This is a genomic window from Guopingia tenuis (assembly GCF_014384805.1).
In the GTDB taxonomy this organism is placed as follows: domain Bacteria; phylum Bacillota; class Clostridia; order Christensenellales; family Christensenellaceae; genus Guopingia; species Guopingia tenuis.
The window spans coordinates 892827-915188 of record NZ_JACRSS010000001.1 but is presented as its reverse complement, the minus strand read 5'-3'; the positions used below and the strand labels follow the sequence as shown (position 1 = coordinate 915188).

At 54.4% G+C, this 22362-nt stretch carries 19 protein-coding genes; 9 read left to right on the top strand and 10 right to left on the bottom strand.

Features of this window, described 5'->3' with window-relative positions; all coding sequences use genetic code 11:
* Positions 1–119 precede the first annotated feature (119 nt).
* Positions 120–1289: an iron-containing alcohol dehydrogenase gene (locus H8693_RS04425; protein WP_249279946.1), complete on the bottom strand. Its 1170-nt coding sequence runs from the start codon at positions 1287–1289 to the stop codon at positions 120–122.
* A gap of 320 nt (positions 1290–1609) precedes the next feature.
* Between H8693_RS04425 and H8693_RS04420 the strand changes: the two genes are divergently transcribed.
* The 6 genes from H8693_RS04420 (at position 1610) to H8693_RS04395 (ending at position 7591) form a co-directional block, all read left to right on the top strand.
* Positions 1610–1873, top strand: coding sequence for a (2Fe-2S) ferredoxin domain-containing protein (locus tag H8693_RS04420; RefSeq protein ID WP_178618021.1), 264 nt, complete (start codon positions 1610–1612; stop codon positions 1871–1873).
* Between the two features lie 91 nt (positions 1874–1964).
* A complete protein-coding gene (locus tag H8693_RS04415) occupies positions 1965–2210 on the top strand; it encodes a (2Fe-2S) ferredoxin domain-containing protein (RefSeq protein ID WP_178618018.1) in 246 nt (81 codons plus the stop codon).
* Positions 2211–2223: 13 nt separating this feature from the next.
* Positions 2224–3915, top strand: coding sequence for a [Fe-Fe] hydrogenase large subunit C-terminal domain-containing protein (locus H8693_RS04410; RefSeq protein ID WP_249279945.1), 1692 nt, complete (start codon positions 2224–2226; stop codon positions 3913–3915).
* Entirely contained in the window at positions 3912–5081 is a 1170-nt protein-coding gene (locus tag H8693_RS04405) for a SpoIIE family protein phosphatase (protein WP_249279944.1), read from the top strand. The genes H8693_RS04410 and H8693_RS04405 overlap by 4 nt, the downstream gene beginning before the upstream one ends.
* 15 nt (positions 5082–5096) lie before the next feature.
* Entirely contained in the window at positions 5097–6572 is a 1476-nt protein-coding gene (locus H8693_RS04400; protein WP_249279943.1) for a transposase, read from the top strand.
* 632 nt (positions 6573–7204) lie between these two features.
* On the top strand, positions 7205–7591 hold the full coding sequence (locus H8693_RS04395) for an Hsp20/alpha crystallin family protein (RefSeq protein WP_249279942.1): 387 nt from the start codon (positions 7205–7207) through the stop codon (positions 7589–7591).
* Between the two features lie 78 nt (positions 7592–7669).
* On the opposite strand, the gene H8693_RS04390 is transcribed toward H8693_RS04395, so the two are convergent.
* The 7 genes from H8693_RS04390 to H8693_RS04360 form a co-directional block, all read right to left on the bottom strand.
* Positions 7670–9343 carry a sensor histidine kinase gene (locus tag H8693_RS04390; RefSeq protein WP_249279941.1) on the bottom strand — a complete coding sequence of 558 codons (1674 nt, stop codon included), beginning with the start codon at positions 9341–9343 and terminating at the stop codon, positions 7670–7672.
* Positions 9340–10020, bottom strand: a complete 681-nt coding sequence (locus tag H8693_RS04385) for a response regulator transcription factor (protein WP_249279940.1) — start codon at positions 10018–10020, stop codon at positions 9340–9342. The genes H8693_RS04390 and H8693_RS04385 overlap by 4 nt, the downstream gene beginning before the upstream one ends.
* Before the next feature lie 27 nt (positions 10021–10047).
* On the bottom strand, positions 10048–10713 hold the full coding sequence (gene phoU / locus H8693_RS04380) for a phosphate signaling complex protein PhoU (protein WP_249279939.1): 666 nt from the start codon (positions 10711–10713) through the stop codon (positions 10048–10050).
* Positions 10713–11465 carry a phosphate ABC transporter ATP-binding protein PstB gene (gene pstB, locus H8693_RS04375; RefSeq protein ID WP_178619503.1) on the bottom strand — a complete coding sequence of 251 codons (753 nt, stop codon included), beginning with the start codon at positions 11463–11465 and terminating at the stop codon, positions 10713–10715. Before pstB ends, phoU begins: the two co-directional genes overlap by 1 nt.
* A complete protein-coding gene (gene pstA / locus H8693_RS04370) occupies positions 11462–12361 on the bottom strand; it encodes a phosphate ABC transporter permease PstA (RefSeq protein WP_249279938.1) in 900 nt (299 codons plus the stop codon). The genes pstB and pstA overlap by 4 nt, the downstream gene beginning before the upstream one ends.
* Positions 12361–13215, bottom strand: coding sequence for a phosphate ABC transporter permease subunit PstC (gene pstC, locus H8693_RS04365; protein WP_178619508.1), 855 nt, complete (start codon positions 13213–13215; stop codon positions 12361–12363). The genes pstA and pstC overlap by 1 nt, the downstream gene beginning before the upstream one ends.
* A 76-nt stretch (positions 13216–13291) precedes the next feature.
* Positions 13292–14233: a substrate-binding domain-containing protein gene (locus tag H8693_RS04360; RefSeq protein WP_249279937.1), complete on the bottom strand. Its 942-nt coding sequence runs from the start codon at positions 14231–14233 to the stop codon at positions 13292–13294.
* Between the two features lie 232 nt (positions 14234–14465).
* Between H8693_RS04360 and H8693_RS04355 the strand changes: the two genes are divergently transcribed.
* From H8693_RS04355 to H8693_RS04345, 3 genes are read left to right on the top strand one after another with little or no spacing between them, the layout of a single operon-like run.
* Positions 14466–16073, top strand: coding sequence for an efflux RND transporter periplasmic adaptor subunit (locus H8693_RS04355; protein ID WP_249279936.1), 1608 nt, complete (start codon positions 14466–14468; stop codon positions 16071–16073).
* Positions 16074–16796 (top strand): ABC transporter ATP-binding protein, encoded by a 723-nt coding sequence (locus tag H8693_RS04350; RefSeq protein ID WP_249279935.1) that lies wholly within the window; start codon positions 16074–16076, stop codon positions 16794–16796.
* Positions 16747–17919, top strand: a complete 1173-nt coding sequence (locus tag H8693_RS04345) for an ABC transporter permease (protein ID WP_249279934.1) — start codon at positions 16747–16749, stop codon at positions 17917–17919. The genes H8693_RS04350 and H8693_RS04345 overlap by 50 nt, the downstream gene beginning before the upstream one ends.
* A 351-nt stretch (positions 17920–18270) precedes the next feature.
* Here the strand turns inward: H8693_RS04345 and H8693_RS04340 are convergent, their stop codons facing one another.
* A complete protein-coding gene (locus tag H8693_RS04340; RefSeq protein WP_330605700.1) occupies positions 18271–20139 on the bottom strand; it encodes an ABC transporter ATP-binding protein in 1869 nt (622 codons plus the stop codon).
* Positions 20136–22349: an ABC transporter ATP-binding protein gene (locus H8693_RS04335; RefSeq protein ID WP_249279933.1), complete on the bottom strand. Its 2214-nt coding sequence runs from the start codon at positions 22347–22349 to the stop codon at positions 20136–20138. The genes H8693_RS04340 and H8693_RS04335 overlap by 4 nt, the downstream gene beginning before the upstream one ends.
* Between the last annotated feature and the right edge of the window lie 13 nt (positions 22350–22362).

Here is a 22362-nt window from a genome sequence, read left to right as displayed (position 1 = left end):
CATCTACGGCGCATTCGTTTACAGAGATAAAGCCCCATAAGGAGCAATGGCCCCGGAAAACCGGGGCCATTGCCGAAAAGTGACTATGCATCCCCCAGACTGGGGAAATCGAAAGCAATTTAGAATGTGACGTCCTCGCCATAGTATGCGCAGGTCAAAACTTTCTTCATGTTGGCAGCGTCGGTTTCCCGCGGATTGGCGCCTGTGCAGGGATCTTCCACGGCATGCTCGCTGATGAAGTCGGCGGTGGAGTTAAACAGTTCTTCAGAAACGCCGGCTTCCTTGAAGGAAGCGGGAATTTCCAGCCGCTTGTTCAGACGGCGGATTTCTTCCACCAGGGCATTGGTGAGCTGCTTGTCCGTAGCGCCCGGCAGACCCATGCAACGGGCGATATCAGCAAAACGTTCCATGCAGACCTTGGAATTATACTGGATGACATAGGGCAGCATGATGGCGTTGCAGCAGCCATGAGGCAGATCATACTGTGCGCCGGTCTTATGCGCCAGGGAGTGAACGATGCCCAGGAGCGCATTGGAGAAGGCCATACCGGCCAGGCACTGGGCAATATGCACCTTGCCGCGGGCAACCTTGTCGCCGTTATAGGAATCGATCAGATATTCGTCCAGCATGCTGATCGCCTTGAGCGCCAGCGGATCCGAGAAATCGCTGCGCAAGGCGGCGACATAGGCCTCGATGGCGTGGGTCATGGCGTCCATGCCCGTGTGAGCCGTCAGCTTTTTGGGCATGGTTTCTGCAATCGCGGGGTCCAGCACGGCGATATCCGGCGTAATCTCAAAATCCGCCAGAGGATATTTGATCTTGGTGGAATAGTCCGTGATGACGGAGAAGGCGGTTACTTCGCTGGCCGTTCCGGACGTGGAGGGGATGGCGACAAAGATGGCCTTGTTCCGCAGCTTGGGAATCGTGAAGGGGTCTTTAATGTCATCGAATTTGGTTTCCGGATGCTCATAGAACACCCACATGGCCTTTGCCGCGTCCATGGGGGAACCGCCGCCGATGGAAACGATGACATCCGGCTGGAAAGCCTCCATGGCTTTGGCGCCGCGCATAACGGTTTCCACGGAAGGATCGGGTTCCACACCCTCAAACAGCTGGGTTTCCAGGCCCGCTTCCTTCAGGATGCTTTCCAATTTATCCAGGAAGCCGCCCCGCTTCATGGAGCCGCCGCCGATTACAATAAATGCCCGCTTGTGGCCCTTGAGGGCTTTTAACTCTTCCATTGCGTTTTCGCCGAAATACAGATCCCGGGGTAATGTAAATCTTGCCATTGTTTTCTTCCTTTCACTTATAAAAATATTCAATGATTGATAATTTTTTATCAATCGCTGTTGCCATGTATTGTAAATTTATAATACCACTGGGTCAAGCAATTTAAACACAGGTTTTTTTCGAGGGATGGAGAATGGAATTTTTAATACGGAATCTATGGCATTCCCGTATTAAAAATGATAAAATAGAAGAAACAGCGGGGTTTTGACAATTTTTTATCATTGTCTGGCAGGGGAAAACATATTACAATAGAAGCATGTTAAAAAAATAACAATCTTCTAGAAACAGGCTGCCCTATGGCGGGAAAGGATGAAAAACAATGTTGAAATTGAATGTATGTATTGGAAGCGCATGTCATATCAAGGGATCCCAGCAGGTGATCCAGAGTTTTCAGCGCATGATCGAGGAAAAGGGATTGCAGGATGCCATCGAGCTCTGCGCCGCTTTCTGCAAGGGGCACTGTGTGGATGCGGTTTCCGTGACGCTGGGCGAGGACGAAGAAAAGGTCTACAGCGTCAGTGGGGACACGGCGGCTGAATTTTTTGAAACCCAGGTCATGCCGCGGCTGGAAGACCGCGCATAAAAGCGAAAAACCGTATTTCCTTCTCTGATGGGATGCGGTATAATACAGACAAGAGTATTTTCTTAATACGGGATAATTGGAGGAAAAGGGTATGGTAGAAGTAAGTGTTTGCATTGGAAGCGCATGTCATCTGAAGGGTTCGCATCCCATTGTGGAAAAGCTGAGCCGGAAAATCGCCGACGCCGGGCTTCAGGATCAGGTAGAGCTCAAGGGCAGCTTCTGCATGGGAGACTGCGTAAACGGCGTCTGCATGACGGTCAATGGCAAAAAGATCCGCAATATGACTGCCAAGGATGTGGATTCCTTCTTCGAGAGCGAGATCCTGCCTTTATTATAATGGGGGAAACCGCATGAGTATTATACAATTTAAAGAAGCGAACTGCAAAAGCTGCTATCAATGCATCCGCCACTGCGCCGTGAAGGCGATTTCGTTCCATGACGAGCAGGCCCGGATCATGGAGGATGCCTGTGTGCTCTGCGGAAAATGCACGCTGGTATGTCACCAGAATGCCAAGCAGATCGACAGCGACGTTCCCAAGATCAAGGAGTTCCTGCAAAGCGGAGCCAAGGTGTTCGTCAGCGTGGCCCCCTCCTATGTTTCCGCATATCCGGGAGCCAGCTTTTCTCAGCTTTCCGCCGCTCTCAAAAAGCTGGGCTTCGCCCATGTGGAAGAGACGGCCATTGGGGCGACTCGGGTTTCCGAGGAGTTTACCCGGCTGATCGAAGAACACAAAATGAAGAATATCATCACCACCTGCTGCCCGACCATCGTCATGCTGGTGGAGAAATACTATCCCGAGCTGATTCCCTGCCTGGCGCCGGTGGTTTCGCCGGCGGTGGCCCACGCCAAGATGATGCGCAAGCTCTATGGCAGCCGCATCAAGGTGGTGTTCCTGGGCCCCTGCATTTCCAAAAAGCAGGAGGCGGCGCAGTCCGGCAGCATCCAGGCGGTTCTCATGTTTGAAGAGCTCAAGCACTGGATGGAAGAAGAGGGAATTGCCTTTGACGAGGAAGACCCCGAACCCGAGGAAATGCATAAGACGCTGGCCCGGCTCTATCCGGTGCCCGGCGGCATCCTGAAGACCATTCCCAAGGAGGCCCGGCGGAATTACAAGACGATTTCGCTGGACGGCCTGACCCGCTGCATGGAAATTCTGGATTCCATCCGGGACAACAACATCGAGGGATATCTTCTGGAGATGAGTTCCTGCGAGGGCTCCTGCGTTGAGGGGCCGGGAATGCAGCATATCAAAACGCCGTTCCTGGTGGCCAAAGACAAGATCCTGGCCAATACCCGCAAAAAGACGATGACCAAGCCGGTCATGAGCGAGGACGTGACGGACGACCTGCGCGCCGTCTATAACCACACAAAGGTGCATGACAAGATCCCTGACGAGGCGACAATCAAGGAAATCCTGGCCAAGATCGGCAAGACGACGCCGGAATCCATGCTGAACTGCGGGACCTGCGGATATCCCACCTGCCGGGACAAGGCCATCGCCGTATACCAGGGCAAGGCGGATCTGAAGATGTGCCTGCCGTATCTGCGTGAAAAGGCGGAGAGCATGTCCAACGTGATTCTGGAAACCACGCCCAATGGGCTGATTATGCTGGATCAGGATTTCCTGATTTTGCAGTATAACCGGGCGGCCGGAGAAATTCTGGGGCTCACGCCCGAATGCGTCGGCATGCCCATCGAGATGTATCTGGATGGCGCTGATTTTGAAAAAGTGCGCCAGGGAAGCGGGGATATCATGGGTTCCCGTTCGGTTTCTGCCAACGGAAAAACCGTGGAAAATTCCATTGTGGCCGTTTCCAACGGGGACTATCTGGTGGTTTCCAAGGACATCACGGCGGAGGAGGAAAACCGCCGGGAGATGGAGGAATTCCGTCGGGAGACCATTGAGACGACCCAGCAGGTGATCGATAAGCAGATGCGGGTAGCCCAGGAGATCGCCAGCCTGCTCGGCGAGACGACCGGCGAGACCAAGGCGGCGCTTTTGAAGCTCAAGAAGTCCATCGCAGAGGATAAAAAGCTATGAGCCTGTATTTTGAATTGAGTTATGGAAGCCTGAATAAAAAGGGCGAAGAGCTTTGCGGGGACAAGGTGGAGATTGCCAAGCACGGCGACGACACTACCATGGTGCTGGCAGACGGCCTGGGCAGCGGCGTAAAGGCGAATATCCTGGCCTCTCTCACGAGCAAAATCGTCTCCTCCATGCTCAAGGAAGGGGCCGAGGTCAGCGATATTATCGATACCATGGCATCCACTCTGCCGGTCTGCAAGGTGCGGAAAGTGGCCTATTCCACTTTCACGTTTTTACAGACCGACCCGGCGGGCCATGCCTATATTGTGGAATCCGAAAACCCCGAGATCGTGTTTCTGCGGGGCGGCAAGAGCACGGATCTGCCTGTATATGAACATACCATCTCCGGAAAGGTGATCCGCGAGATCCGCACCCAGCTTCGGGAAAACGACTATATCGTCATGTTCAGCGACGGCGTGATCCATGCCGGTGTAGGACAGCTCATGAACCTGGGCTGGCAGTGGGAAAACGTGGTGGAATACCTGGAAGGCGCCTATGAAAAGAACATGACTGCCTATGAGCTGCAGCAAAAGCTGCTCTCTGCCTGCAACAGCCTCTATATGGAGCAGCCGGGCGACGATACCACCGTGGCGGTATGCCGGGTACGCAAGCCCAATGTGGCCTATGTCATGGTGGGGCCGCCGGTAGACCCGGGAGAGGATGAAAAGACTGTCCGGGAGCTTTTGAATTTCGACGGGACCAAGATCGTCTGCGGCGGAACGACCTCTCAGATCGTCTCCAAATACTCCGGCAAAGAGCTGACAACCTGCCTCAACTATTTGTCGCCGGACGTGCCGCCCATCGGAAAGATGGAGGGCATCGATCTGGTGACCGAAGGCGTGATTACTCTAGGCAAGACGCTGGATGTGATAAAACGCTATGAAAACGGCAGCGAGGGACGCAAAAACGCCCTCAATTATAAAAAGGACGGCGCCCATCTGTTGGCCCAGACGTTAATCACCCAATGCACGGGGGCAAAATTTGTGGTCGGCCGGGCCATGAACCCGGCGCACCAGAACCCGGACCTGCCGCTGAACCTGAGCCTCAAGCTCCGGCTTGTGCAGGATATTGCCGATGCTCTGCGGCGGCTGGGCAAAGAGGTGGAAGTGATCTATCATTAAAAGGAGCGGCGGTTTATGCCCTATAAGACCCTTTCTTTCCAATTTGAAACGCTGACGCGGGCCAAGCGGGAGATGCTGCATCAGGCCATGGAAGCCTATTCCGACGGGCTGGAAAGCGTGCTCCGGGGGCTTTTGGAAAGGGTGGAGGCAGAACCCGCCAAAACTAAAAACGGATACCTGAAAATGATGGACCGGAAGATTTTGGCTCCGCTCAACGAAAAGGGTCTGGAGCCCTTCAAAGACGCCATCAAGCTGGACGCCGCCATGATCCTCACCACCTATGCCGGCAGACGCAGACGGGGAAAGACTGTGCGCTATCCGTCGGTGCGGGTGTATGACGAGGAGCTGGATGCGCTGGTCCGACGGGAATCTTTTTCCAAAAAAGAATACGGCGCGGCTCTTGCAAAGCTGCGCCGTTTGCATCCGCTGTTTTTCTGCCGCTATGACCGGGGGAGGGATTATTCCCTTTTGCGGGATACGAAAAGCGGACGGATCTATGCAAAGCTCTATCTCTATAACCGCCAAAATGCCATCTTGGTGCATCCAGAGAGGGGCCGGGAGCTTTGCTATCTGCCTCAGGAAACCGAAACCCTCCAAAGCGGGAAAAAACAGCGCTATTTGTTGCTTCCTCTGCGGATCGGTCCCTGGCAGGAGCGGCATTTGGAGGATATCCGGCAGGGCAGGGCAATTCCAAAAAGTGCTGAACTCAGCGAGGAAAATGGGAGGTTCGCCCTGCATATCCGCTTATGGTATGAACCGGCGGTTCCGCTCGCCTGTCCCAATACCCTGGGCGTTTCCCGGGGGATTCGGGATATGCTGGCCTATGCGGTTTTGGATGCCCGGGGACAGACGATAGAGGAGGGCACTCTGCGGCGGGAGGACCCGCAGCGGCGTTCCCGTCTGCATGCCCTTTCTGGGGAGGTTCTTCGGCTGGCGGAGCGGTATAGGTGCCGCATTCTCATGGCCAACCTGGTCACCCGAAGCGATGCCCTTTCGGCGCTGGCGGCGCCGGGGATGCGGGTGGGGGAATATAACGCCCTCATCCAGATGATCGCGCAGAAGGCGCCGGCCTATGGCCTGGAAGCGCCGGTGATTGTCAGCGGCAACGGTATTTTCAGCCGCTGCCCGGCATGCCAGGAGATGCGCCGGGCCAGCGTATTCCAGGGAAACTTTATCTGCGTCAAATGCGGTTATTCCCATGCGCTGGAGACGCTGGGGGCGGTGAATCTGGCGGGCGCTCTAAAACGGTATGGAAAGAAAAAGATTCCCGTGACTGTGCGCCAGGAGCAGGGACGCATTGTGTTCTGCAACCCCCGATGGGGTATTGATTTTACCTGTGAAGAGACGGCAGAGGCGCTGGATCACTTTCTGCGCTATGCCGCGGAATATGTGAAGGCAATGGCGGGCGGCAGAAACGCCCGAGAAAAGAGTTTTATTAAACAGCTGGAGGGCCGGGAGCTTTCCCAGTGTTTTCAGTATATCGAAGTTTAGTCGGCGCAGCTGCCGCGCTGGCCCCTCGCCTCCGTGGATTTTGCCCCTTGGCGGGCGGCAGATTTGCAGTGCAAAGCGGCCCTCGGGCCGGAATAGGCAGCTATTAAATAGAAGGCATCCTTTGGGGTGCCTTTGTTTTTATGCTTTGGGCGGAAGCCTCTGCGCATGATTTTCCTGGGCCGGCGATAGCCGGCCCGGGGTTGGATATCGTGCTTGACGCGGCCTCTGCCTCTGTTCGCTTTGTGCCGCCAGTTGCCATCAATTCCGTTTAATAATCAATAAAGCCGGCCACGGCTCAATAAAACAGAAGGTCGCCTTTTGGCGCTCTGTTAGCCGCCTGAACGGATGATGAAACCAGAAGAGGGCGGGATAAAATTTGAACTTTAGCACTCGAGATATAAGAGTGCTAAAGTTCATAATTCGTTCATGTTTCATGCAATGATTTGTCAAAAATGCCGGGTATACATAAAACAGAAGCAAAAGGGAAGAAGAAAGAAGGCGAAGGAAATGCCGAAGATGATAAAAACGCAATAGCGAAACATAAAATGAAAAGGAATGCAGAAGATAAGAGTATAAAAGGAGGCAATATTATGTTAGATTTAACACCTTGGGGACGGAGCGAAAGAAGACTCATGAATAGTTTTCGGAACATGGAACGGGATTTCTTCCGGGACATGGATATGGATTCGATAGAGGGACGGACAGATATTCAGGATAAAGGCGACCATTATCTGCTGGAAACCGACCTGCCGGGCTTTGATAAGGAGGATATTCAGATCGATGCCCATGACGGCTATTTGACCATCACGGCAGAGCATAAGGAAGCCCGAGATGAAAAGGACAAGAAAGGCAATTATATCCGTCGGGAACGCGCTTATGGCAGCTATAGCCGCAGCTTTGATATCTCCGGCATCCGCGAAGATGGAATTAAGGCGGAATACAAGCGAGGCGTTTTGAAGTTGACTCTTCCCAAAGCGGAGCAGAAAACCCTTCCGGGGCGCCGTATCAGCATCGAATAAATGAATAGGAAATAAAGTGAAAGAAAAAGGGCGGCATCCACATTTGGATGCTGCCCTTTTTATGTTTAAAATGGAGGTTTAACAGGTCGAATCCCAGACGAGGGTAAATGTGCTGCCCTCGCCGGGCGTGCTTTCCACGAGAATCTGCGCCCCCAGATAGGCCGCGCCGTGCTTCACGATGGAAAGGCCAAGGCCTGTGCCGCCGATCTCTTTGGAATGGCTTTTATCCACGCGATAGAAGCGCTCAAAGATCCGCTGCTGCTGGGCGGGAGGGATTCCGATTCCTGTGTCCTGCACACGGATGCGGGTTTGCCTGCCGTCCTTTTCGACAGACACGGCAACCTTGCCGCCTTTTTTGTTATATTTGATAGCGTTGTCTACCAGATTATAGAGGATCTCCTCCAGAATGGGAGCCACCGTCTCCAGAGAAGCATTGCCTTCTCTGAGGGAAAGGGATATATCTGCCCGCTCTGCTGCCGGACGAAGCCGGTCCAGAACGCCGGAAATGAGCGACCGGAGATCCACATTTTCCGCCGTATAGGGGAGATGCCCCTCGTCGATCTGGGAAATTTTGATGATATCGCTCACCAGCGTGATCAACCGCTGAGCCTCATCAAAAATGCGCCCCGCAAATTTCTTGGTATCCTCGGGCTTAGCGATGCCATTCTGCAAAAGCTCGGCAAATCCGGAGATAGAAGTGAGGGGGGTCTTGAGTTCATGGGAGACATTGGCCGTGAATTCCCGGCGGATGGCTTCACGCTGCGTTTTTTCCGTCACATCCACCAGCAGGAGAACCGCCCCAGCCACCGTGCCGTCCGTCAAAACCGGATTGGCAATGATCTGGCAGGACAGATCGTTTAAGCTCAGGAGCGTTTCGCTATGGTGCCCCGCCAGGGAACTTTCTATGACTTCCCGGAAGGCCTCATTGCGGTTGAGCACCAGGATGTTTTTCCCCACATAAGAAGACTTTTCCTCCGAAACGCCCAGCAGCCGCAGAGCGCTCTCATTATAGGAGAGAAGATCCATGCGGGAATCCAGGACGAGGAGGCCCTCGCTCATATGCGAGGTAATGAGGGAGAATTCCTCCTGCCGATGTTTAGCCTCTGCCAGCTGTTGGCGAATGGTCTTTTGCTGCCGGTCGATTTTGGTTAGAAGCGGCGCGACCTCATCATAGATATCGTTCTTTTCCGGATTTTCCAGATCCAGGGAATTGAGCGGCGCAACAATCTTTTTGGATGCCCGGGAGGCAAATACTGCGGCCAGAATGATGAGCAGAAGAGCGACCCACAAAAGCGGCTGCAATACGCCCAACACCAGGGAAACCACGGAACGCTGAGCGCTGGAGATGCGCAGCACGTTTCCGTTGGATAGGCGCAGGGCATAATAAATATTCTGCTCATCCAGCGTATCCGACTGCCGCCAGGCCTTGCCGGAGCCATTTTCCATGGCGTCCCGGATTTCCTCACGATCCGCATGGTTTTCCATCTGGGCAGCGTCAGCCTGTGAATCATAAAGGACGGCGCCGTCGGAGGCGATCAGGGTAATGCGGGTAGAGGAGGAATGGGGAAGCTGTTCCAGCGCCGCGACGCCGTCCTTTTCCACAGAGAGGGAAAGATAGGAAGCTTCGTTTTCTAACTCCTTTTCCAGCTGACCGCCGAAATATGGGTACAAGATCCCGATGATAACGGCAATTCCCACCAAAAGCACGACAAAGGATGTGGCGAGAATCGTGCGAAAGATGCGTTTTGTCATTGTTCGCCGCCTCCCATTTTATAGCCGATTCCCCGGACTGTCTCGATATATTCGGCGGCGCTGCCCAATTTCTGCCGCAGAGTGCGGATATGGACGTCTACCGTCCGGCTTTCGCCATCGAATTCATAACCCCAGATCTTGTTCAAAAGCTGTGTCCGATTGAATACGGTTTCCGGATGGGAGATCAGCAGGCAGAGCAGTTCAAATTCCTTGAGAGTCAAAGAAATGTCCCGGCCGTTTACCCGTACAATGTGTTTAGAGGGGCAGACATAGAGATTTTGAAACCGATATTCCTGCACTTCGGACTCCTCTTGGGAAGTGCGCCGCAGAAGGGCGCGGATGCGGGAGAGCAGCTCCATCATCCGAAAAGGCTTTGGAATATAGTCGTCGGCGCCGCTGTCCAGCCCCAGGACCGTATCATATTCGCTGCCCTTTGCTGTCAGCATAATAATGGGGATGCGGGATGTGGCGGGCATGGAACGGAGCCGCTTCAGGATATGGACGCCGTCCTCCTCCGGAAGCATAATATCCAGAAGGATGAGGGAGGGAAGGGCAGTTTCCATGGCAGCCCAGAAATCGCGGGGATGGGAAAAGCCCTCGGCTTCCATCCCCTGGCTGCCCAGAGTATAGGTTATCAGCTCGCGGATACTGTCGTCGTCTTCCAGCAAATAGATCAAATGTTCCACCTCATTTCTCTCTTCATTCTAACATAAAGCCGGGTGATGTTCACTGCTTTTATGCACGCCGGTGAGAGAATATTCCACCCATTCCGCCACATTGACCGCATGGTCGCCGATGCGTTCAAAATATTTTGCCGCCATCAGAAGATCCAGGGCGGCCTGCGCATCCGTACCTTTCTCCTGCACAAGCTCGATCAGCTCGGTTTTGACCTGGTTGAACAGGGCGTCCACCGTGTCGTCCTGGTCGATAACCTTCTGTACCAGGTCTAAATCTTCTTTGACATAGGCATCGACACTGCCTGTGACCATAGAAACGGCCTCTTTTGCCATATCCTTGATATGCAGCTTATTTTGCAGCGCGCAGTCGGCGATATACGGAGTCAGCTCCGCAATATCCGCGGCCTGGTCGCCGATGCGTTCCATATCCGAGATGATTTTGAGCGCGGCGGAAACGCTGCGCAGGTCACGGGCCATGGGCTGCTGGCGGAGAAGAAGGCGCATGCAGTGCGATTCGATTTCCCATTCCAGCTGGTCGATTTCTGTCTCCAGAGAAAATACCTTTTGCGGGTCCGCGCCGGGTTCGCGCAGGAGCGCCTGCGCAGCCAGCGTAATGGCCTCTTCACATAGGCTTCCCATTTTTATGAGATCCACATGAAGTTGATTCAGTTGTTCATCAAATTTTGTTCGCATCAGCCGAACCTCCCTGTAATATAGTCTTCCGTGCGCTTATCCGTGGGCATGGAGAACATTTTTTCCGTATCGGTATATTCCACGGCTTCTCCCAAAAGGAAAAAGGCCGTTCTGTCTGAAATACGCGCCGCCTGCTGCATGTTGTGAGTGACGATAACGATGGTATACTCCTTTTTGAGCTGGGTGCAGAGCTCCTCAATTTTAGAGGTGGAGATAGGGTCAAGGGCGCTTGTCGGCTCATCCATCAAAAGCACCTCGGGATGCACAGCCAGGGCACGGGCAATGCAGAGACGCTGCTGCTGCCCGCCGGAGAGCCCCAGGGCGCTCTTGTTCAGACGATCTTTGACTTCATCCCAAATCGCCGCGTCGCGCAGGGATTTTTCCACGATTTCATCCAACATCACCCGGGAGCGGATGCCATGGGTCCGGGGGCCGAAGGCGATGTTGTCATAAACGCTCATGGGGAAGGGATTGGGCTTCTGGAACACCATGCCCACCTGCTTGCGCAGCAGGTTGACATCCATCTGGTTGATGCTTTTGTCGTCCAGAAGGATCTCTCCCGTGATTTTGCAGCCTTCCACCAGGTCGTTCATGCGGTTTAAGCATTTCAAAAGAGTGGATTTTCCGCAGCCCGAGGGACCGATGAAAGCGGTCACCTGGTTCTCCGGGATATCCATATTGATGGATTTCAAAGCCTGGAAGGTGCCATAAAATAAATCTACATTCTGAATGCTGATTTTATTTGAATTCATACTTGTTTTCCTTTCGATAGTTTTCTCGAAACCAGGGAGGACAGCCCGTTGATGAGAACCACCAGGATGAGCAGGACGACGGCCGTAGCATAGGCCTGGTTGGTGTTGAGACCCTCACTGGACAGGAGATACATATGGACGGCCAGCGTCCGCCCGGAGGAGAGCAACGTCGGAGGAACCTGGGCCACTGTGCCGGCAGTATAGATCAGGGCTGCTGTTTCCCCGACGATTCGGCCGATGGCCAGGATCACGCCGGCAAGGATACCGGGAATGGCGCTGGGAAGAACGACCCGGAACACCGTCCGCAGCCGACCGGCCCCTAGGCCGAAGGATGCCTCCCGATAGCTGGCCGGAACGGCGAGAAGCGCCTCCTCCGTCGTCCGCATAATGAGCGGAAGAATCATGATGGAGAGGGTCAGGCCGCCGGCTAACAGAGAATACTTCCATTTCAGATAGGTGACGAAAAACAGCATGCCGAACAGGCCATAGATAATGGAAGGGATGCCGGAAAGCGTCTCCGTGGTCAGCCGGATGAGTTTTACCAGCCGGTTGCCGCTTTTTGCATACTCCACCAGGTAGATGGCGGTGAAAATGCCCAGAGGCACGGCAATGACGAGAGAAAGAACCGTCATCTCAATGGTGGTGATGAGGGCGGGCATCAGGGAAACGTTCTCGGAATTATATTCCCAGGAGAACAGGGAAGGGGTGATATAGGGAATCCCTTTAGCCAGAATATAGCCCAAAATATAGAGAATGATGAAAAGCGTAAAGGCTGTTGCCAGCATCACCAGGATGGCCATGATAAGTGACCCCGGCTTTTTCTTATAGGAAATCAGCTTTTCCAAAAAAGACTGTTTTCCATAAATGGGTGTGGCGAGTTGTTTCTGTTTGCGCATCACTTTTGCCTCCTTTTAATAAGAGAGAAGGAGATGTTGATGATCAGGATAAAGACGAACAGCACCACGCCGGTGGCGATCAGCACTTCCCGGTGCAGATCGGCGGCATAGCCCATCTCCGTGACGATGTTGGTGGTCAGGGTGCGGATTCCTTTCAGCAGCCCGGCGGGCATGCGGGCCTGGTTGCCGGCCACCATGATGACCGCCATAGCTTCGCCGATGGCCCGGCCTACACCCAATACCACGGAGGCAAACACGCCGGATTTGGCCGCGGGGAGGACCACGCGGAATACTGCCCGCTCATGGGTTGCCCCCAGGGCCACGGCGTTTTCATAGTATTCCTGGGGAACTGCCCGGATGGCGCTTTCGCTGACGCTGACGATGGTGGGCAGGATCATAATGCCAAGAAGGATGGAAGCCGTCAGGATGCTGCTGCCGTCTCCGCCAAAGTTATCCCGGACAAAGGGCACCAGCACCACCAGGCCGAAGAAGCCATATACGACGGAGGGGATGCCCGCCAAAAGGTCGACGGCAGGCTTCAAAATCCGGTGCGCCCGCTGGGGGCAGTATTTGGCAAGAAAGACAGCCGTCAAAATCCCGATGGGGACGCCGATGATGAGAGCGCCGGCGGTGATGTAAACACTGCCCAAAATCATGGGCAAAATGCCAAAGGAGGGGGGGACGTCCTGCGGCGCCCAGTTTTCCCCTAAAATGAAGTCGAAAAAGCCTACTTTGGACATGGCCGGGATGCCGTTGGCAAACAGGAAGACGCAGATGAGGAGCACCGCGAGGATGGAGGTCAGTGCCGCGATAAAAAACACGAGCCTCATGGCCGATTCTCTGAATTGTTTCATTCTACTTTACTCCTATACATAAGCAAGGGATGTGCGGTTATGCGGCACATCCCACGCTTTTGTTGTTTTCCAGTTCTTATTTGATGATCTGATCCCAGGTGGTGGCTTCGCCTGTGTAGATGGATTTTACTGCCGCGTTATCCAATTCCTCCAGGGGATTGGCGTTGTTGACGATCACGGCGATTCCATCGATGGCGATCTGGGTGGGGGTCAGCTCTGCCAGCTCGCTGTCTTTCAGCTCGCGGCTCGCCATGCCGATATCGCAGGTGCCGTCCATGGCGGCGGTCATGCCGGCTGTGGAGTCGTTGGTCTGGATCTCGATCTCCGCGCCCGTGTTGATGGCCTTATAGGCTTCCACCAGTTTTTCCATGACCGGGCTTACCGAAGAAGAACCGGCGATGACGATTTTGCCCGTGGAGTTGTCGCTCTTGAAGGCTTCCGCGTTATCGTTGACGGCGATATAGTCGCCCGAGACGACCTCCTGGCCTTCCTTGCTCAGGATGAAGTTGATGAAATCCTTGGCAAGGCCGGTGGGCTCACCCTTGGTGGCGATATTGAAGGGGCGGGATACCTTATAGGTTCCGTTCTTCACGTTTTCTGCCGTGGCTTCAGCGCCGTCGATCTTCAGGGCTTTAACGGTTTCGTTGAGGGAACCCAGGGAGACATAGCCAATGGCATACTCATTGCCCGCAATGTTGGTGAGCATGACATCCGTCCGGTTGGCGATGGCTGCTTCCTTGGTGGTTTTATCCGTCTTGGTGCCGTCTTCGCCCTTTTCTTCGATGCCGAACAGCTCGATGAAAGCGCCCCGGGTTCCGGAGCCGTCTTCCCGGGAAACTACGCTGATTTCTCTTGTGGAATCGAAATCAGAGGCAGGAGCAGAGGCCGAGGCGCTGGGAGAAGAGGAACTTCCCGCCGAAGCGCTGGGGGAGGAAGAATCCTCCGCTGCGGGAGCACCGCAGGCGGCCAATGCAAAGACCATAACAACTGCTAATACACATGCTAAAATTCGCTTCATTTGTTTGCACTCCTTATAAACTTTGTATGTGTTTATCATAAATTTTAAATGTTAAATCCAAAATCACGGTTTTGTTAAATCCAGGTTAAATCGCTTTTTGTAAAATAACGCCGAAAAACGCCTTGACTTCGCATTTTTTCAGAAAGGGAACACAAAACCAACACAAAAAGCACATTTCTTCCGCACAAAGTTTTTTTATACTGCAAGGGAGAAATACGACGAGGAGGTTGCTATGAAAAAAGGTTGGAAGATTGGGATTGCCCTGGGAGTAGTCACAGTTTTGGGTGTGGGGGGGTTTTTTGTGCTGCGCAGCCAGGGGCAGGCCGGAAGCAAAACCACTTATACCACCGTGCAGGTGACTACCGGGGATCTGGAAAAGAGTGTCACGGGAACGGGAACCGTCGCCATGGCGGATTCTTTGGAGATTAAGGAGAATTTTGATATCACAATTACGGCATGGAAAACCAGCACGGGGCAGAGTGTAAATGAGGGAGACCTTTTGGCTTCTGTGGATATAAAAAGCCTCTCGAATACGATCACCTCTTTGGAAAGCCAGCTCTCTTCTCTGGATAGCCAGCTCACCAGCGCCGCAGACAGCTATAGCACCACAAAGACTGTGACCTCGACTGTGGAAGGACGAGTCAAGCAGATTTTTGCGGAAACCGGGGATCATGTGAGTGATGTGGAGGAAGAAAACGGAGCCCTTATCACTATCTCGCTGGATGGAAAGATGAAGGTAGAAATTGATGCGGGAGACCTGGCTGTGGGAGACAGCGTAAAGGTCGCAGATGGGGACGACACATATACGGGAACCGTGGCTTCGGTGGCTGACGGAAAAGCCGTCATCACATTCAGCGACGCTGCGACGGCAGTAGATGCGGAAGTCAGCGTGACGCAGGATGGGGAGACGCTGGGCAGCGGCAAGGCGGCTATTCACCAGCCGGTCTCCATCACGGCCCAGAGCGGGACGGTATCCAAGGTATATGTATCCCTCAACAAAAAGGTATATAAAGGAACATCCCTTCTCTATTTAAAAAATGTGAGCGAATCGGCAGAATACACGGCGCTGCTGGAAGAACGGGAGGAGACCTATGAAGCCCTGCAGGCGGCGAAAAAAATTCTCCAGAACGGCGGAATCACGGCGCCTCAGGCAGGCATTGTGAGCGAGATGAATGCGGCGGCAGGCCAGAGCGCTGCTGCAGGGACGGCCTTAGCCAGCCTGTATACGGGCAGCGAATTGGAGATGGTGGTACAGATCGATGAGCTGGATATCTCCAGCGTGGAGGTGGGGCAGGAGGCATCCATTGCTATGGATGCGCTGGAGGACAAAGCCTACACAGGAGAAGTGACACAGATTTCGCAGATTGGGAGCACCAACAGCGGCGTAACTACCTATAGCGTAACTCTCCGCCTGACGGCAGACGAGGAACTGAAGATCGGCATGAACGGTACAGCAACCATCGTTGTGGAAAAGGTGGAGGACGCGGTTTTGGTTCCACTGCAGGCCCTGCAGACCTCTAAGGGAGAACAGTATGTCTGGAAAAAGGACGACACGACGGACGAGGATGCGGGAAATCCGGGGACGAAAACTGTCGTTACCACCGGCCTTTCGGATGAGACATATGCCCAGGTGCTGAGCGGCCTTGCCGAGGGGGATGAGATCGTGATTGTCCGCACCGCCACCGAGAACACCGGCGAAAGTTTCCCTGGCGGTATGATAGATATGAGCGGCATGATGGACATGGGTGGACAGATGCCGGATATATCCCAATTTAGCGGAATGGGCGGAGAACGCCCGGATGGAGGTGGCAGCGTCCCCGGAAGACAAGGGGGAAACTAAATGATCCGGATGGAAAATGTGATTAAAAAATACACGATGGGGGAAGAGGAAGTTTATGCTCTGGCGGGCGTCTCCATGACCGTGAAGGAGGGAGAGTTTGTCGCCATTATCGGTCCTTCGGGCAGCGGGAAATCCACCCTCATGAACATCATCGGCTGTCTGGACGCGGCGGACAGCGGAATCTACAGCCTCAACGGCACGCCCATTGAGCACTACAGCGAACGGGAGCTGGCCCGGCTCCGCAGCCGGCAGATTGGCTTCATCTTTCAAGGCTTCAACCTGCTCCCCCGGCTGACGGCGTTGGAAAATGTGGAACTGCCCATGGTCTATCAGAATATCCGAACCGCCGAGCGGGAAAAGCGCGCAAAAGAGGCCCTCGAAAGAGTGGGGCTGGGCGGACGGATGAACCATAAGCCGGGCGAGCTGTCTGGCGGGCAGCAGCAGCGCGCAGCGATCGCCCGGGCGCTTGCCACCAAACCATCTCTGATCTTGGCGGATGAGCCCACGGGCAATCTGGACAGCCGCACCGGCCGGGAGATTCTCTCCCTCTTTGAAGAGATCCATGAGGCGGGCAACACCATCGTACTCATAACCCACGATGCTGGTGTAGCGGCGCGTGCCCAACGGCAGGTGAAAATTCAGGACGGAAGGATCGTCGGAGAGGAGGAGAGCCATGGGAATACAATCCTGGAAGATGGCATGGAAATCCATTGCGGGAAATAAGATGCGCTCGTTTCTCACTATTCTGGGCGTGGTGATCGGCGTGGTGGCCATCGTGGTGCTGGTGGCCATCGCTCAGGGCGCCAATGTCCAGGTGACAAGCAGCATTGAGAACCTGGGGACCAATCTCCTGACTGTGAATATTAATTCTCGACGCACTAACCCCCTTACCTCTGCCGGACTGGATGAACTGTCTCAAAACGATTCGATTGCTGCGGTAGCCCCCATCCTGACAACCTCGGGAACGGCAAAGGCGGGGATTGTGACATACGATGAGGGGAGCATTCAGGGGACCGTGCCCGGCTATGAGGAAATCCGCGGACTGAGCCTGGCAAGCGGGCGGTTTCTGACCCAGCCGGATATAGATAACCGGAGCATGGTGGCAGTTTTGGGCAGCGAAGCCGCCGAAGAGATGTTTGGAACGACGGACGCTGTGGGCGAGACTTTTACCATGAACGGCTATACCTTCAGCGTAGTCGGGGTATTGGAGGAGAAGGGGAGCACATCCTCCGGCTCCAGCGACAATCAAATCATCATTCCCTTCAGTCTGGCAGAACGGCTGTTCAATCAAAAGGGGATTTCCACTTTTTATGTCTCTGCATCCTCTGCCGATCAGGTTACGGCGGCAGAATATGCCGTGACCGACTATCTGGACGGTTTATTTGACGGAGACAGCGACCAATATTCGGTTTATAATCAGACGGATATGATCTCCACACTATCCGAGACAACAGAGACCCTAACCTTGATGCTGGGCGGGATTGCCGCCATCTCCCTGCTGGTGGGCGGCATCGGAATCATGAACATCATGCTGGTGTCCGTCAGCGAGCGGACGCGGGAAATTGGCATCCGCAAGGCCATCGGCGCCTCCCGGGGAAACATCCTCTCCCAATTCCTGATCGAGTCCCTGGCTGTGAGCTTTCTGGGCGGCCTGCTGGGCCTGGGCATTGCCCTGATCGCTGTTGCAGTTCTGGGGCCGGCGTTGGAGATGGAAATGGTGGTTTCCATTCCCGTGGCACTTTTAGCCATTGGATTCTCCGTGCTGATCGGCGTGATCTTTGGGCTTTATCCGGCAAATAAAGCCTCGAAGCTGCGGCCCATCGATGCACTCCGGTATGAGGGATAGAAGGATAATACGATTTGATAAAAAACGGTGCGGTATTTTGCCGCACCATTTTTGTAAATAGGGAGGGGGAGTGCTTATTTATCCGCGGCGTCCTGCATTGCGGTCCGGAGGAATGCCGCCGGGCTGGGCAGTTATAGAAATACGGTTGTCTTTTTCCGGAGAATTATAAAAAGTTCACAGACGGCAGATGAAAGGGCCGGCCGCAATCTGCGGTTCAGAATGGTTGCAGATGATGTGGGCAGAATGACAGATATTTTGCCCGGGCAGACTCTCGGGAATGGAACAGTATGGAATAACAAATAAAAAGCAGAACGCGGAATTCCGCACCCTGCTTTTTTTATGCCCTGGAATTTATCCGGCCTGCTCAAACTGGGAATTATAGAGGCTGGCATAGAAACCATTTTTGGCAAGAAGATCTTTGTGGCTGCCCTGTTCCACAATGTCGCCGTCCTTCATGACGAGAATCAGGTCGGCGTCGCGGATGGTAGAAAGGCGGTGGGCAATGATGAAACTGGTGCGCCCTTCCATGAGCGCGTCCATGGCCTTTTGAATCAAAACCTCCGTTCGGGTATCCACCGAGCTTGTGGCTTCGTCCAAAATGAGAATTTTGGGGTCGGCCAGAATCGCCCGGGCGATGGTAAGAAGCTGTTTCTGCCCCTGGGAGACGTTGTTGGCCTCCTCGTTTAACTCCATGGAATAGCCGCCGGGCTGGGTTTTGATGAAATGATGGATATGGGCGGCCTTGGCTGCGGCAATGACTTCCTCATCCGTGGCGTTCAAATTGCCATAGCGGATGTTTTCCATCAGAGAACCATGGAACAGCCAGGTATCCTGAAGCACCATGCCGAACATACTGCGCAGATCCTCCCGGTTGAAATCCCGGATATCGTGCCCATCCACACGGATGGCCCCACTGTTGACGTCATAGAACCGCATGAGCAGCTTGACCATGGTAGTCTTGCCGGCGCCCGTCGGGCCGACGATGGCAATTTTCTGCCCGGGCCGCACCTTGGCGCTGAAATCCTTGATAATGATTTTATCCGGATTATAGCCAAAACGGACGTGATCGAATTCCACGCTGCCATTCAGGCCTTCGGGAGAAACCGGGTTTGCCACGGTCTGTTCCTCTTCCTCTTCGTTGAGAAATTCGAATACCCGTTCCGCTGCCGCCGCTGTGGACTGGAGCATGTTGGCGATCTGCGCCACCTGCTGCACCGGCTGGGTAAAATTGCGGACATATTGGATAAAGGACTGGATATTGCCCACCGTGATGGTCCCGTTGATGGCCAGAGCACCGCCTAGAATGGCCACGGCGACATATCCCAGATTGCCCACAAAGGTCATGAGCGGCATCATCAGGCCGGAGAGGAATTGGGATTTCCATGCGGACTTATAGAGGATATTGTTATAGGTATCGAAGTTTTCGATGACGTTTTCCTCGTTGTTGAACGCTTTGACGATGTTCTGCCCGGCATAGACCTCTTCGACCTGCCCGTTGACATGGCCCAGATATTCCTGCTGCGCCTGGAAGTATTTCTGGGAATGCTTGACAATGATGGAAACCAGAAATGCCGAGATAGGCAGCATCACAATAGCGATGAGGGTCATGAGCGGGCTGATGGACAGCATCATGATGAGAACGCCGATGATGGTGGTGATGGAAGTAATCATCTGCGTCATCGACTGGTTCATGCTCTGGCCCAGCGTATCGATATCGTTGGTGGTCCGGGAGAGGATTTCTCCGTTGGTCCGGGTATCGAAATACTTCATGGGCAGGCGGTTGAGCTTTTCCGAGATATTCTTCCGGAGCTTGAAGCAGAGGCGCTGGGTCACGCCGCTCATGATATAGCCCTGGAGGAAGGAGAGCAGGGAGCTCAAAACATAAAGCCCGATGAGGGTTAGGAGAATGGTCCCGATTTTTGCAAAATCGATGCCCGCGCCGCCCGAAAGTTTGCCCATAAGGCCATTGAAAATCTCCGTAGTGGCATTGCCCAGCACTTTGGGGCCGATGATGGAGAAGGCGGCGCTGCCGATGGCAAAGAGGATCACGAGAAAGACCGCGATCTTATAGGCCCCCAGCTGGGAGAGCAGGGCTTTCATGGTTCCCTTGAAATTCTTTGCCTTTTCTCCCGTTCCCATGGGGGCGCCGGGACCATGGCCGCCAGGGCCGCGGCGGGGACGGAAGCTGCGGTTGGATGATGTATTTTTCTGTGTGCTCATGCTCCGAGTTCCTCCTCTGACATCTGCGAAAGGCCGATCTGCCGATAGACTTCGCAGGTTTTTAGAAGCTCCTGATGGGTGCCGATGCCGGCTACCTTGCCCTCGTCCAGGACGATGATCTGGTCGGCATGGGAAATGGTGCTGATCCGCTGGGCGACGATGATCACCGTGCTGCCGCCCGTCTTTTCCTTGAGGGCCGCTCGGAGAGCCCGGTCGGTCTGATAGTCGAGAGCGGAGAAGCTGTCGTCAAAAATATAGATTTCCGGGTTTCCCGCAATGGCCCGGGCGATGGAGAGCCGCTGGCGCTGGCCGCCGGAAACGTTGGTGCCGCCCTGGGAAATTTCGGATTGATAGCCGTCCTCTTTTTCGCTGATAAAGCCGGCTGCCTGGGCAATATCCGCGGCTCGCTCCATATCGGCGTCACTGATGTCCTTATCGCCGTATTTCAGGTTGGTTTCAATGGTGCCCGAGAAGAGGACGCCCTTTTGGGGAACATAGCCGATGCGGTCACGCAGTTCCCGCTGGGAAACGCTGCGGATATCCCGGCCGTCCACCAGGATCTCGCCCTCTGTCACATCAAAAAAGCGGGGGATCAGATTTACCAGCGTAGATTTGCCCGAGCCCGTGCTGCCGATGATGGCGGTGGTCTGGCCGGGAAGGGCTGTGAAATCGATGTCCGTCAGAATATTTTCCTCGCCGTCGGGATAGCGGAAGGAGACATGCCGGAATTCCACAACGCCCTTCTTGGACTCGTCAAAGGCTGCCGGCTGCTGGGGATCATGGATGGAAGGCTGCGTCTCCAAAACCTCGTGAATCCGGTGGGCTGAAACCGAGGCACGGGGCAGCATGATGGAAAACATGGTAATCATCAGGAAGGCCATGATGATCTGCATGGTGTACTGGATAAATGCCATCATGTCGCCCACCTGCATAGTGCCGGCATCGATCCCGTGCGCGCCGTTCCAGACGATGAGCACCGAGATCAGGTTCATCACCAGCATCATCACCGGCATCATGAGGGCCATGGTGCGGTTGACGAACAGGTTGGTCTTGGTGAGGGCGGTGTTGGCGTCGTCAAAACGCTCCTCCTCATGCTTATGCGTGCCAAAAGCGCGGATGACCGGCAGGCCGGTGAGGATCTCCCGGGTAACCAGGTTCAGCTTATCGATGAGCTTCTGCATCTTCTTAAACCGCGGCATCGCCACGCCAAAGAGGACGAGGACGATGGTAAGGATTGCGGCGAAGGCCACCGCAATGATCCAGGCCATGGAGGAATTGGTGCGGAATACCTTGAAGATGCCGCCGATGCCGATGATGGGGGCATAGAGCAGGATGCGCAGCAGCATAACCATCAGCAGCTGGATCTGCTGGATATCGTTGGTGGAACGGGTGATGAGCGAGGCCGTGGAGAAACGGTCCATCTCCGTGTTGGAGAAGGAGAGAACCTTGCGGAACACCCGGCCCCGCAGGTCCCGGCCGAAGGAAGCCGCCACCCGCGCCGCCAGGAGACAGGTCACGATGGTGGATGCCATGCTCAGAAGCGTCACCCCCAGCATTTTCGCGCCGGAGAGCAGGATATACTGGGTCTGCATGGCGTTGGTATCGATGCCGAGGGAGGCATATTCGTTTTTCACATATACCACCGCACTCTGGGTGATGAGGCTTTCCGGCGCGGCATCCAGGTTTTCATAGATGGTTTCCAACATGGCCTGCCGGGCGGAATCGTCCATCATAGCGAGAGCCTGGGATGGATTCATGCCCTCGGGAAGCTGCAAAGCCCCGGTCATCTGTTCCTGCAGGGCGGCGGTTTCCGCCGAACCCTCGCCAAACAGGGAGGAGAGCAGCATGGCCTTTCCCAGGATGGGTTCCACAGCTTCCCGATCAAAGTTTTGGGCGGGAATATAGACGGGAATCTGGAAAGCAGCCCCATGGATCTCTCCCAGCTCCTGGGGATTTTCATGGAGGACATAGTTCTGCTGCACGGTTTTGGCATCCTCCTCCCGCATAAACAGGAAGAGGGAATCCATGCTTGCCTTGCTGATAACGTCCGGCGCGGCATCCTGCACGCCTCCCTGCTGAATTCCCACATTGACGATATCCGATGTGTAGGAAGGCAGAGAGAGATCGCAGAAGGCCTGAACGACCAGCAAAACAAAGATGGCCAAAATCGCGCCAAGGGATTTTTTTAGATATTTTGCCAGTTTTAACATGATGCGTCCCTTT